The following is a 13,065-nucleotide window of genomic DNA, read 5'->3' on the forward strand; positions in this document are numbered from 1 at the left end:
ACACACATGACTTCCTACCGAGGCAACCCCGAAGCAGTGCGCGCACTGGTGCAGCCCGACCGGGTGCATCGCGACCTCTACACCAGCGCCGAGCTGTTCGAGCTGGAACAAGAGCACTTCTTCGCCAACACCTGGAACTACGTCGGCCACGAGAGCCAGCTGCCCAAGGCCGGCGACTACCTCAACACCGAGATCGCCGGCCGGCCGCTGATCGTCGTGCGCCACAGCGACGGCACGGTGCGCGCGATGATGAACAGGTGTGCCCACAAGGGCTCGCGGCTGGTCAGCGCGCCCTGCGGCAACACCGGCAAGTTCTTCCGCTGCCCCTACCACGCCTGGACATTCAAGACCGACGGTTCGCTGCTGTCGATCCCGCTGAAGAACGGCTACGAGGGCTCGCAGCTGCACGAATGCGAGTCGGCCAAGGGCCTGACGACGGTGAAGAACGTGCGCAGCTACCGCGGCTTCATCTTCGTCAAGATCAACGACGTCGGCCCCGACTTCGAAGAGTTCTTCGGCGACTCGCTGAGCTCGATCGACAACATGGCCGACCGCTCGCCCGAGGGCGAGCTCGAGATCGCCGGCGGCTGCCTGCGCTTCATGCACCAGTGCAACTGGAAGATGTTCGTCGAGAACCTCAACGACACCATGCACCCGATGGTGGCGCACGAATCGTCCGCCGGCACCGCCAAGAGCATGTGGGCCGGCAAGCCTGAGGACGAGCCCAAGCCGATGGCGATCGAGCAGTTCGTGCCCTTCATGTCGGACTACAAGTTCTTCGAGGACATGGGTGTGCGCACCTACGACAACGGCCACAGCTTCACGGGGGTCAACTTCAGCATCCACAGCAAGTACAAGGCGATCCCCGCCTACGACGATGCGATGAAAGCGAAGTACGGCGAGGAGCGCACAGCGCAGATCCTCGGCATGGCGCGGCACAACACGGTGTACTACCCGAACCTCACGATCAAGGGCGCGATCCAGGCGATCCGCGTGGTGCGGCCGATCGCGGTCGACAAGACCCTGATCGAGAGCTGGACCTTCCGCCTGAAGGGCGCGCCGCCCGAGCTCTTGCAGCGCACGACCATGTACAACCGCCTGATCAATTCCCCCTTCTCGGTGGTGGGCCACGACGACCTTCAGGCCTATCGCGGCATGCAGGCCGGCCTGCATGCGAGCGGCAACGAATGGGTCAGCCTGCATCGCAACTTCGATCCGGCGGAGACCGCGGGCGGCGAGATCACCACGGTCGGCACCAGCGAGCTGCCGATGCGGAACCAATACCGCACCTGGGCGAAATTCATGACGGAGACGATGTGATGCCGGCCGAACCGACCCGCCAGGACCTGATCGACTTCGTGGTCCACGAAGCGCGCCTGCTCGATGCCAGGCGCTACGAGGAGTGGAACGCGCTCTTTACCGACGATGCCTTCTACTGGGTGCCGCTGGTGCCCGACCAGGAGGACGGCCTCAACCACACCTCGCACCTCTACGAGGACAAGCTGCTGCGCGAGCTGCGCATCGAGCGGCTCAAGAGCCCGCGCGCCTTCTCGCAGCAGCCGCGCAGCCGTTGCCATCACCTGCTGCAGACACCGACGGTCGAGGTCTTCGATGCCGAGGCCAGGCACTTCGTGGTGCGCACCGAGTTCCACTACACCGAGTCGCAGGGCGACGAGCTGCAGTTCTACGTCGGCACTTTCTTCCATCACCTGACCATGGTCGATGGGGCGTTGCGCATGACGCTCAAGCGGGTCAACCTGCTCAACTGCGACGCCGCGCTGCCGGCGGTGCAACTGTTCATCTAAACACGCCATGCACGCCACCGTCCACGCTGTTTTCGCCGCCACGGCCCGCCGCACCCCGGGGGCCGAGTTCCTGTTCACCGAGTCGGTGACCGCAGCGGCATACGGCATCCCAGCCGGCGCGATCCGCTGGGGCGAGGCCTCGGCGGCGGTCGAGCGCTTGCGCAGTGCCTACGCCGCCGCGGGCTACGGCCACGGCCACCGCGTCGGGCTGCTGCTCGAAAACCGGCCCGCCTTCCTGCTTCACTGGTTCGCCCTCAATGCGCTGGGTGCCAGCGTGGTGCCGATCAATGCCGAGATGCGTTCGGCCGAACTGATCTACCTGATCGGCCACAGCGAGATCAGCCTCGCAGTCACGCTGCCCGAGCGGGCAGCAGACCTGCGGGCGGCGGCGGCCGAGGCAGGCATCGCCTTCGACACCATGGAGGCGGAAGCGGTCGACGCGATCCCGCCGGCGCGAGGCGCGGCCCCACAGGCCGGCCGGCCGATCGGCGCCGACACCGAATGTGCTCTGCTCTATACCTCGGGCACCACCGGCCGGCCCAAGGGCTGCATCCTGTCCAACGCCTACTTCCTGTGCGCGGGCGACTGGTATGCGGCGCTCGACGGCGTCTGCGGCATCCGCCGCGATGCCGAGCGCGTGATCACGCCGCTGCCGCTCAACCACATGAACGCGATGGCGTTCTCGACCATGGTGGTGCTGGTCGCGGGCGGCTGCCTGGTGCAGCTCGATCGCTTCCATCCGAAGAGCTGGCTGCAGAGCGCGCGTGAGTCGGGGGCGACCATTGCGCACTACCTGGGCGTGATGCCCGCGATGCTCCTCTCCGCGCCGCCGTCGCCGTCCGATCGCGACCACGCGATCCGCTGGGGCTTCGGCGCTGGCGTCGACCGCAAGAACCATGCGCCTTTCGAGCAGCGCTTCGGCTTTCCGCTGGTCGAGGCCTGGGCCATGACCGAGACCGGCGCCGCCGCCTGCGTGATGGCGAACCGCGAGCCGCGCCTGGTCGGCACCAGCTGCTTCGGACGGCAACCGGATTTCATGGAAGTGCGGCTGGTCGACGACGAGGGCCGCGACGTCGCAGCCGATGCGCCCGGCGAGCTGCTGGTGCGTTCAGCCGGCGCGGATCCGCGGGCCCGCTTTTTCTCGGGCTACCTGAAGGACGAGCAAGCCACCGCCGAGGCCTGGGCCGATGGCTGGTTCCACACCGGCGACCTGGTGCGCCGCGACGCCGAGGGCAATTTCTTCTTCGTCGACCGCAAGAAGAACGTCATCCGGCGCAGCGGCGAGAACATCTCCGCCGTCGAAGTCGAGAGCGTGCTGAACCAGCACCCGGCCGTGAAAACCTCCGCCGTGGCAGCCACGCCCGATGCGGTGCGGGGCGACGAAGTGCTGGCCTGCATCGTGCTGCGCGAAAACGCCGGTGCTTCCGCGCCTGAACAACTGGCCGCCAGCATCGTCGACCATGCACTGGCCCAACTGGCGTACTACAAGGCGCCGGGCTACGTCGCCTTCGTCAACGCGCTGCCGCTCACGGCCTCGCAGAAGATCCAGCGCGGGCAGCTGCGCGAACTGGCGCATGCGCTGCCGGGGCAGGCGAATTGCATCGACACCCGGGCGATGAAAAAGAGGCAGTCATGACAAGGCGGATGTCCTACGACGGCGTGGCGGTCGCGGTGCCCGTCACCGTGCCCTACCAGCGCTACTCGACCCTCGGCGCCCACTGGTTCCTCGGCCAGGCCATGGAGGCGTTGGTCAAGGCCAGCGGGCTGAAGAAGGAGCAGATCGACGGCCTCTGCGTCAGCAGCTTCTCGCTGGCGCCCGACACCGCGGTCGGCGTGACCCAGCACCTGGGCCTGTCGCCGCGCTGGCTCGACCACATGCCGACCGGCGGCGCCTCGGGCGTGATGTGCCTGCGGCGTGCGGCGCGCGCGGTGCAGGCCGGCGACGCCGACGTGGTGGCCTGCGTCGCGGCCGACACCAACCATGTCGACTCGTTCCGCCAGACGCTGGGCAGCTTCAGCAACTTTGCACGCGATGCCACCTATCCGTATGGCTCGGGCGGCCCGAACTCGATCTTCGCGATGATCACGGCGCACTACATGCGCACCTTCGGCGCCACGCGCGAGGACTTCGGCCGCATCTGCGTCGACCAGCGCAGCAATGCGCTCAAGAACCCGGACGCGATGTTCAAGAAGCCGCTGACGCTCGACGAATACATCGCGGCGCGGCCGATTTCCGATCCGATCCATCTCTTCGATTGCGTCATGCCCTGCGCCGGGGCCGAGGCCTTCCTCGTGATGAGCGAAGAGCGGGCGCGCGACCTGGGCCTGGCGCATGCGGTGATCCGCGGCGCGATCGAGCGCCACAACGCCTACTCGGAAGATCCGGTGATGGTTCGAGGCGGGTGGCGCCGCGACCGCGACGACCTCTACGCCCAGGCCGGTGTGCAGCCGGCCGACATCGACTTCGTCCAGACCTACGACGACTACCCGGTGATCGTGATGATGCAGTTCGAAGACCTCGGCTTCTGCGAGAAGGGCGAGGGCTCGGCCTTCGTGCAATCGCACACGATGACGCATGACGGCAGCTTTCCGAACAACACCAGCGGCGGCCAGCTTTCGGCGGGCCAGGCCGGTGCGGCGGGGGGCTTCCTCGGCATGACCGAGACCATCCGGCAGCTGACGGACACCGCCGGCCCACGTGCCGTGCCGGATGCGCAACTCGGCCTGGTCGCCGGCTTCGGCATGGTGACCTACGACCGCTGCCTTTGCACCGGCGCGGTGATTCTGGGGAGACCCGCATGACCATGCCCTTGATGCGCCCCAAGCGCAAGAACCCGGTGCTGCGCACCCGGCAGATGAACCTGCCGCCGTGGGCCCGTGGCCGCGTGGCGCTGGGCATCACCGCGGCCGCCGCCGAAGGCCGCTTCGAACTCCAGACCTGCGAGGACTGCGGCACCGTGCAGTACCCGCCGCGCGAGGCCTGCCACAAGTGCCTGTCGCCCCGCCTGCACTGGCAGGAGCAGAACGGCGAAGGCGCACTGCTCAGCAGCACCACCTTGCACCACAGCAACGACCTTTTCTTCCGCGAGCGGCTGCCCTGGCGGCTGGGCCTGGTGCAGCTCGATGCCGGGCCGACCTTGATGGTCCACCTGCATGGCGAGGTCGGCGAGGCGCCGGCGCGCGTGCGCGTGGGCGCCCGGCTCGACCGCGCCGGACAGGCGGTATTGATTGGATTTCCGAACGAAGGGAGCGCCCATATGGCCGACGACAAGATGCTGAGGGAAATGACCAGCGATCCGAAGTTCCGCAAGGTGCTGGTCACCGACGGCAAGACCGAGGTCGGCCAGGCGATCGTGCGGGCGCTGGTCAAGGCCGGCGCCGACATCGTCTGGGTCGGCCATGCCGAGCCGTGGAAGAAGATGGGCGGCCTCGAGGACATCACGGCGCTGCCGCAGGTGACGCTGGTGCCGCTCGACCTCACCAACGGCCGCTCGGTGAGCGAGCTGGCCGGCGAGATCGGCGGCAAGGTCGACATCGTGATCAACAACGCCGAGGTGCACCGCAGCTTCGGCATCGGGTCGCGGCGCGGCACCGATGTCGCCAAGGCCGAGATGGACATCAACTACTTCGGCCTGCTGCGCCTGGCGCAGGAGTTCGGCCCGGCGCTCAAGGGCCGCTCGGCCGACGGCGCGACCGGCGCCACCGCCTGGGTCAACCTGTTGTCGATCTACGCGCTCAGCAACTTCCCGCCGCACGGCACCTTCAGCGCCTCGAAGGCGGCGGCGCATTCGCTGGCCCAGTGCCTGCGCGCCGAGATGCGGCCGGCCGGCATCCGCGTGATCAACGTGTTCCCGGGGCCGATCGACGACGAATGGAACCAGCACACGCCGCCTCCCAAGCTGGCCGGCAGCGCGCTGGCCAACGCCATCGTGAAGGCGCTGCGCGACGGTGTCGAGGACGTGTACCCCGGCGACGTGGCGCAGGAGTGGCTGGAGCGCTGGCGCGACAACCCCAAGATCCTTGAGCGCGAACTCGCGGCCGGTGGCTAGAAGCAGGAGCAACACACGATGACGACGACAACCCAACTGATGTCCGCCGCCGAGATCCTCGGCGGGCTGGTGAGCGCGATGGCCAGCGGCCGCATCCGCGTGGTCGACCTCACGCAGACCCTGACACCCGAGTTCCCGCAGATCGCGCTGCCGCCCGAGATGGGCCAGTGCTGGCCCTTCCGCATCGAAGAGGTGTCGAAGTACGACGAGCGCGGGCCCGGCTGGTACTGGAACAACTTCTCGTGCGGCGAGCACACCGGCACCCACTTCGATGCGCCGATCCACTGGATCTCGGGCCGCGACCTGCCGAACAATTCGGTCGACACCATTCCGGTACAGCACTTCGTGGCACCGGCCTGCGTGATCGATTGCTCCGAACAGGTCAAGGGCGACGACGACTACCTGCTGAGCATCGCCGATATCGAACGCTACGAGAGCCTGCACGGCCGCATTCCGAAGGGTGCCTGGGCGCTGATGCGCACCGACTGGTCGAAGCGCCAGGACCCCGAGGCCTACCAGAACTTCGACGAAACCGGCCAGCACACGCCGGGCCCGAGCACCGAGGCGGTGCGCTTCCTGGTCGAGGAGCGCGACGTGATCGGCTTCGGCTCCGAGGCGATCGGCACCGACGCCGGCCAGGGCTACCACCTGCGCCCGCCGTACCCGTGCCACTACTACATGCACGGCGCCGGTCGCTATGGCCTGCAGTGCTTGAGCAACCTCGACCTGCTGCCGCCCGCCGGCGCGGTGCTGATCTGCCCGCCGCTCAAGATCGAGAAGGGCAGCGGCAGTCCGCTGCGCGTGCTCGCCCTGGTGGGAGCTGCCGCATGACGCCTGTGTCCGCCAACAAGGTCGCGGCCGTCACCGGCGGCAGCGCCGGCATCGGCAAGGTCATCTGCGAAGACCTGCTCGCGCAAGGGTACGAAGTCGTCTCGCTGGCACGCCGGCATTGCGATATCGACCATCCGAAGCTGCACAGCATCGAGGTCGACCTGGCCGATCGCGCCGCCACTGCGCAGGCCGCGGCCGAACTGGTGCGGCGCTTCGAAGTGACCACCGTGGTGCACAACGCCGGCGTCATCCGCCCGGCGCTGATTTCCGACGTCAAGCTCGACGACCTCGACGCACTGGTCGACCTGCACCTGGGCTGTGCCATCCAGCTGGTGCAGGCGGCACTGCCGGCGATGCGTGCGCAGCGCTTCGGCCGGGTGGTGCTGCTGTCGTCGCGTGCGGCGCTGGGGCTGCAGACGCGCACCAGCTATTCGGCGACCAAGGCCGGCATGCTGGGCATGGCGCGCACCTGGGCACTCGAGCTCGCGCCCGAGGGCATCACGGTCAACGTGGTCGCCCCAGGGCCGATCCGCACCGACATGTTTTATGACGTCGTCGAGGCCGGCAGCGAGCGCGAGCGCGCGCTCGCCGCGTCGGTGCCGGTGCGGCGCCTTGGCGAGTCCGCCGACGTGGCACGGGCCGTGCGTTTCTTTGCCGATCCCGTGAACGGTTTCGTCACGGGGCAGGTGCTGTACGTGTGCGGCGGAACGAGCGTCGGCAGCCTCGCGCTCTGACACCGATCGACCGCGAACTCATGGTTCTTTCCCTTGCCATCGCAGCATTGCTTCATTAGCATTCTTGACACTTAAACATTTCATAAATCATGTTCTTGTTTGAAGTCCCCGCTTCGTCGTTTGTCTCCAACCTGAGGAGGTTTGCATGAAAGTCTTGACCCGACTCTGCGCACTGGCGGGCCTTGCGGCCGGCTTCGGCGCCTTCCACGCCACGGCGCTGGCCGCCGACCTCAAGGTCGGCTTCATCACCTCGCTGTCGGGGCCCGTGTCCTCGCTGGGCATCCCCTACGAGAAGGGCATGAAGGCCGCGGTGGCCTACAAGTCGGAGCTCAACGGCCGCAAGATCCAGCTGGTGCAGCTCGACGATGCCTCGGACCCGTCGACCGCTGCCCGCAACGCGCGCAAGATGATCGACGAGGACAAGGTCGACGTCATCATCGGCACCGCCGGCTCGCCCGGAGCGCTCGCGATCGCCGCGGTGGCGCGCGAGACCAAGACGCCGTTGATCTCTATCGCCAACGCCAACCTGCCGGGCGACGACGGCGCCTGGATGGTCACGCTGCCGCAGCCGGCGCCGCTGATGGTCAGTGCGGTGGTCGAGCGCATGAAGAAGTCGGGCGTCAAGACGGTGGGCTACATCGGCTTCTCCGACGCCTGGGGCGACCTGGTCTACGACGCGCTCAAGAAGAGCGCCGAGCCGGCCGGCATCCAGGTGGTGTCGAACGAGCGCTATGCGCGCGCCGATTCATCGGTGACGGGCCAGGTGCTGAAGATCGTGGCGCTCAAGCCCGATGCGGTGATCACCGGCACCTCGGGCACACCCGGTGCCTTGCCCTACCTGGCACTCGCCGAGCGCGGCTACAAGGGCCAGATCTACGGCATGCACGCCCTGATCAACCCCGACTTCGTGCGCGTCGGCGGCCCGTCCGTCGAAGGCCTGCTGGCTCCGACCGGCCCGGTGATCGTGGCCGAGCAGCTGCCCGACTCGAACCCGATCCGCAAGGTCTCGATGGACTTCCGCACGGCCTACCAGAAGGCCAACGGCGCGCCGCCGACCGATGCCTTCTCGGCCTACTCGTTCGATGCCTGGCTGCTGTTCCTCGATGCCGCCGCGCGCGCCAAGGGCGAGCCCGGCACGCCGGCCTACCGGGTGGCGCTGCGCGACGCGATCGTCAACACCAAGGAGCTGGTCGGCACCCACAGCGTCTACAACTTCAAGCCCGACGACCGCTACGGTTCGGACGAGCGCTCCCGCGTGATCGTCAAGCTCGAAAAAGGCCAATGGAAGCTGGTTCCTTAGCTCGCCCCCAGGTTGGCTCACTTCGTGTAGCCGCCCACCCCCGACCGGGGGCAATACCAGCGGCCCGGCATAGCCGGTTCCGCGGTATTCCTGGAATGTCCCTTGCATTGAGTGCGGGCGGTTGACCGCTTTGCATACCGGAACAAATTGATCATGCGTCCCTTCCTTCGATTTCTCAGCGCCACGGCAGTTGCCTTCGCTGCTGCTCAAGCCACAGCCGCGGACCTCAAGGTCGGCTTCATCAGCTCGCTCTCGGGGCCGGTGTCGGCGCTCGGCATTCCCTACGAGAAGGGCATCCGCGCTGCGATCGCCGAGCACCCGGCGCTGGCCGGCCACAAGGTCGAGCTGATCGTGCTCGACGATGCCTCCGATCCGACCACCGCCGGGCGCAATGCGCGCAAGCTGGTGGTCGAGGACAAGGTCGACGTGCTGATCGGCACCTCGGGCGTGCCCGGCGCGATGGCGATCGCGGCGGTGGCGCGCGAGCTCAACACGCCGCTGATCTCGCCGACCCCGGTCACCATTCCCGGGCCCGAGGGCGCATGGACCGTGACCGTGTCGCAGCCCTTCCCGCTGATGGTCGCGGCGGTGGTCGATCGCATGAAGAAGTCGGGCGTGAAGACGGTCGCCTTCATCGGCTTCTCGGACGCGCTCGGCGACCTCGCCTACGACTCGCTCATGAAGAGCGCCGAGGCGGCCGGCATCAAGGTGGTGGCCAACGAGCGCTATGCGCGCAGCGATTCCTCGGTCGCCGGCCAGGTGCTCAAGATCATCTCGACCCGCCCCGACGCGGTGTTCGCGGGCAACTCCGGCACGCCCGGCGCGCTGCCCTACCTGGCGCTGGCCGAGCGCGGCTACAAGGGACAGATCTACGGCACGCACGGCCTGATCAACGCCGACTTCGTGCGCGTCGGCGGCGCCTCCATCGAAGGTCTCCAGGTGCCGAGCGGCCCGGTGCTGGTGGCCGATCAACTGCCCGACAGCAACCCGATCAAGAAGGTCTCGATGGCCTTCCGCAGCGCCTACCAGAAGGCCAATGGATCGGCGCCGAACGACGCCTTCTCGTCCTACACCTACGACGCCTACCTGCTGCTGGCCGACGCGGCGTCGCGCACCAAGGGCGAGCCCGGCACGCCGGCCTATCGCACGGCACTGCGCGATGCGATCGTCAGCACCAAGGAGCTTGCCGGCACCCACGGCATCTACAACTTCAAGCCCGACAACCGCTACGGCTCCGACCAGCGCGCGGTGGTGATCGTGCGCAGCGAGAAGGGCCAGTGGAAGCTGGTTCCATAGATGAACTATCGCGACCGGCCCGATGCGATTGCCGCGCTCGTCCAGGACGATCGCGTGCATCGCGACCTGTACCTGAGCGAGGAGCTGTTTGCGCTCGAGCAGGAGCGCCTCTTTGCCCGCACATGGCTCTACGCGGGCCATGCGAGCCAGGTGCCGAACAGCGGCGACTTCTGGTCGCTGGAGCTGGCCGGCCGGCCCGTGATGATGGTGCGGCAGGCCGATGGCGCGGTGCGCGTGTTCTACAACCGCTGCGCCCACAAGGGCAGCCGGCTGGTCACCGACGAGAGCGGCAACACCGGCAAGTTCTTTCGCTGCCCCTATCACGCCTGGACCTACAAGCTCGACGGCGCGCCGCTCGCGATCCCGCTCAAGAGCGGCTATGAAGGCACGCGGCTGAAAGAGTGCGAGTCGGGGCAGGGCCTGACCGAGCTGAAGCACACGGCTGTGTACCGCGACTTCGTTTTCGTGCGGCTGTCCGACGAGGGGCCGGGCTTCGAGGAATTCTTCGGCGAGGTGGTGGGCGCGATCGACAACATGGTCGACCGCTCGCCCGAGGGCCGGCTCGCGGTCGGCGGCGGCGTGCTGCGCAACATCATCCACTGCAACTGGAAGATGTACCTCGAGAACATCAACGACACGGTGCATCCGATGTCGACCCACGAGTCGGCCACGCAGGCGGCCGATGCGCTGTGGCAGGGCCGCGCGCCCGATGCGCCCAAGCCGATGGCGATGGAGCAGATCCTGCCCTTCGGCTCGGGCTACGACTTCTTCGACAAGATGGGCGGACGGGTGTTCGCCAACGGTCACAGCGTGCTGGGCGTCAACTTCAGCATCCACTCCAACTACGCCCAGCTGCCCGACTACGAGCAGGCGATGCGCGATGCGCACGGCGCCGAGCGCGCCGTCGAGATCCTGCAGCGCTCGCCGCAGAACTCGGTGTTCTTCCCCAGCCTGTCGGTCAAGGGTTCGCCGCAGGCGATCCGCGTGATCCGGCCGCTGGCCGCCAACCTTACGCTGATCGAGGCCTGGAGCTTCCGCGCCGCCGGCGCGCCCGACCTGCTGTTCGAGCGCGCAATGAACTACAACCGGCTGGTCTTCTCGCCGATGTCGGTGGTGGCCCACGACGACGTGCACCTGTTCGAGAGCATGCAGCAGGGCCTGCGCGCCGATGGCAACGAGTGGGTCAGCCTGCACCGCGATTTCGATCCCTCGGAACTGCAGCAGTCGACGATCACGACCAACGGCACCAACGAACTGCTGATGCGCAATCAGTTCCGCGCCTGGGCCCGGTACATGGCGGCTGCCGCATGACGACGCCGGAAGACTTCGTCGCGGCCGAGGCCGCCTTGCTCGACGCCGGCCGTTTCGACGACTGGCTGGCCCTGTTCACCGAGGACGGCCACTACTGGGTGCCGCTGCAGGGCGCGGCGCAGGCCGACCCCTACTCCCACAACTCGATCGCCTACGAGGACCGGCTGTTGCTGCAGCTGCGCATCGAGCGTCTCAAGAACCCGCGCGCCCATTCGCAGCATCCGGCGAGCCGGTGCCAGCACGTGCTGCAGCGTTCCCGCATCGAGAGCGACGACGCCGCAGGCGGCGAGCTGGTGCTGCGCACCCCCTTCCTCTATGTCGAGGCCCGCGGCGAGCAGCAGCTGATGCTCGCCGGCAGCTATCGCCATCTGCTGGTGCGCACGGCCTCCGGCTGGGCGATCCGGCAGAAGCGGGTCGACCTTCTCAATGCCGGGCAGGCGCTGCCGGCCATCCAGTTGTTCATCTGAGCGATCCGCTCATTTCATTTCCACCCACCAGGAGCCCACGACATGAAGAGCTTGATGCAGACCTTGACCCGCAGCGCGCTGGCGGCCGCGCTGGGCGTCGGCCTCACGGCGACGGCGATCGCCGCCGACCTCAAGGTCGGCCTCAGCGTTTCGCTCTCCGGCCCCAACTCCTCGCTCGGCGTTCCCTACGCCAAGGGCATGCAGGCCGCGCTGGCCTACAAGCCCGAGGTCAACGGCCGCAAGATCCAGCTGATCGTGCTGGACGACGGCTCCGACCCGACCACCGCCGGGCGCAATGCGCGCAAGCTGGTCGAGGAAGACAAGGTCGACGTGCTGATGGGCACCTCGGGCGTGCCGGCCGCGATCGCGATGGCGCAGGTGGGGCGCGATGCCAAGGTGCCGATGATCGGCCTGACGCCGATCCAGCTCGATGCGGCCGAGAACCCCTGGGTCTTCACGGTCGCGCAGCCGACCCAGCTCATGATCGACGCGGTGGTCCAGCGCATGAAGAAGGACGGCGTCAAGTCGGTCGGCTACATCGGCTTTTCCGACGCCTGGGGCGACCTGGTCTACAACGCGCTCATGAAGTCGGCTCCCGAGGCTGGCATCAAGGTGCTGGGCAACGAGCGCTATGCGCGCGCCGACGCCTCGGTCACCGGCCAGGTGCTGAAGCTGGTCGCGATGAAGCCCGATGCGGTCATGACCGGCGGCGCCGGCACGCCGGGCGCGCTGCCCTTCCTGGCGCTGACCGAGCGCGGCTTCAAGGGACCCGTGTATGGCCAGCATGGCTTGATCAACCCCGACTTCGTGCGGGTCGTCGGCGCCTCGGGACAGAACGCGCTGATGCCCACCGGCCCGGTGATCGTCGCCGAGCAGCTGCCCGAGGGCTACCCGACCAAGAAGATCGCGATGGACTTTCGCGCCGCCTTCCAGAAGGTCAACAACGCGCCGACCAGCGATGCCTTTTCGGCCTACTCCTTCGACGGCTGGTTGGTCTTCACCGATGCCGCCGCGCGCGCCAAGGGCGAGCCCGGGACGCCCGAGTTCCGCCTCTCGCTGCGCGATGCGATCGCCAGCACCAAGGAAGTGGTGGGCACGCATGGGGTCTACAACTTCAAGCCGGGGAACCTGTATGGCGTCGACGAGCGTGCGCGCGTGATCGTCAAGCTCGACAACGGCCAATGGAAATTGGCGCCATGAGAAAGGCTGAGAGTGGTGCGGACATAGGCCGGCGCCGGGCCGCCCCAAGGCGGCCTGCGGCCCCCTCGGGGG

The 13,065-nt window shown here is 67.7% G+C and carries 12 protein-coding genes; all 12 read left to right on the plus strand.

Going from position 1 to position 13,065, the window contains the following annotated elements; genetic code table 11:
* The first annotated feature begins 6 nt into the window (after positions 1–6).
* The 12 genes from QZH52_RS05510 (at position 7) to QZH52_RS05565 (ending at position 12,993) form a co-directional block, all read left to right on the plus strand.
* Positions 7–1,320, plus strand: a complete 1,314-nt coding sequence (locus QZH52_RS05510) for an aromatic ring-hydroxylating dioxygenase subunit alpha (RefSeq protein ID WP_301805181.1) — start codon at positions 7–9, stop codon at positions 1,318–1,320.
* Positions 1,320–1,805, plus strand: coding sequence for an aromatic-ring-hydroxylating dioxygenase subunit beta (locus QZH52_RS05515; RefSeq protein ID WP_286526758.1), 486 nt, complete (start codon positions 1,320–1,322; stop codon positions 1,803–1,805). Before QZH52_RS05510 ends, QZH52_RS05515 begins: the two co-directional genes overlap by 1 nt.
* A 7-nt stretch (positions 1,806–1,812) precedes the next feature.
* On the plus strand, positions 1,813–3,441 hold the full coding sequence (locus QZH52_RS05520) for an AMP-binding protein (RefSeq protein ID WP_301805191.1): 1,629 nt from the start codon (positions 1,813–1,815) through the stop codon (positions 3,439–3,441).
* On the plus strand, positions 3,438–4,607 hold the full coding sequence (locus QZH52_RS05525) for a thiolase family protein (protein ID WP_301805193.1): 1,170 nt from the start codon (positions 3,438–3,440) through the stop codon (positions 4,605–4,607). The genes QZH52_RS05520 and QZH52_RS05525 overlap by 4 nt, the downstream gene beginning before the upstream one ends.
* Positions 4,604–5,854: an SDR family NAD(P)-dependent oxidoreductase gene (locus QZH52_RS05530; protein WP_301805194.1), complete on the plus strand. Its 1,251-nt coding sequence runs from the start codon at positions 4,604–4,606 to the stop codon at positions 5,852–5,854. The genes QZH52_RS05525 and QZH52_RS05530 overlap by 4 nt, the downstream gene beginning before the upstream one ends.
* 18 nt (positions 5,855–5,872) lie before the next feature.
* Entirely contained in the window at positions 5,873–6,685 is an 813-nt protein-coding gene (locus tag QZH52_RS05535) for a cyclase family protein (RefSeq protein ID WP_286526754.1), read from the plus strand.
* Positions 6,682–7,419 carry an SDR family oxidoreductase gene (locus QZH52_RS05540; protein WP_301805197.1) on the plus strand — a complete coding sequence of 246 codons (738 nt, stop codon included), beginning with the start codon at positions 6,682–6,684 and terminating at the stop codon, positions 7,417–7,419. The genes QZH52_RS05535 and QZH52_RS05540 overlap by 4 nt, the downstream gene beginning before the upstream one ends.
* Positions 7,420–7,564: 145 nt before the next feature.
* Positions 7,565–8,719: an ABC transporter substrate-binding protein gene (locus tag QZH52_RS05545; protein WP_286535399.1), complete on the plus strand. Its 1,155-nt coding sequence runs from the start codon at positions 7,565–7,567 to the stop codon at positions 8,717–8,719.
* Between the two features lie 153 nt (positions 8,720–8,872).
* Complete coding sequence (locus QZH52_RS05550) at positions 8,873–10,015, plus strand: ABC transporter substrate-binding protein (RefSeq protein ID WP_286535401.1); 1,143 nt, start codon at positions 8,873–8,875, stop codon at positions 10,013–10,015.
* Entirely contained in the window at positions 10,016–11,326 is a 1,311-nt protein-coding gene (locus QZH52_RS05555; RefSeq protein WP_301805204.1) for an aromatic ring-hydroxylating dioxygenase subunit alpha, read from the plus strand.
* Positions 11,323–11,793 carry an aromatic-ring-hydroxylating dioxygenase subunit beta gene (locus QZH52_RS05560; RefSeq protein WP_301805207.1) on the plus strand — a complete coding sequence of 157 codons (471 nt, stop codon included), beginning with the start codon at positions 11,323–11,325 and terminating at the stop codon, positions 11,791–11,793. The genes QZH52_RS05555 and QZH52_RS05560 overlap by 4 nt, the downstream gene beginning before the upstream one ends.
* Positions 11,794–11,835: 42 nt before the next feature.
* Entirely contained in the window at positions 11,836–12,993 is a 1,158-nt protein-coding gene (locus QZH52_RS05565) for an ABC transporter substrate-binding protein (RefSeq protein WP_301805209.1), read from the plus strand.
* Positions 12,994–13,065: the final 72 nt, after the last annotated feature.

The organism is Variovorax ginsengisoli, from assembly GCF_030486595.1.
Taxonomy (GTDB): domain Bacteria; phylum Pseudomonadota; class Gammaproteobacteria; order Burkholderiales; family Burkholderiaceae_C; genus Variovorax; species Variovorax ginsengisoli_B.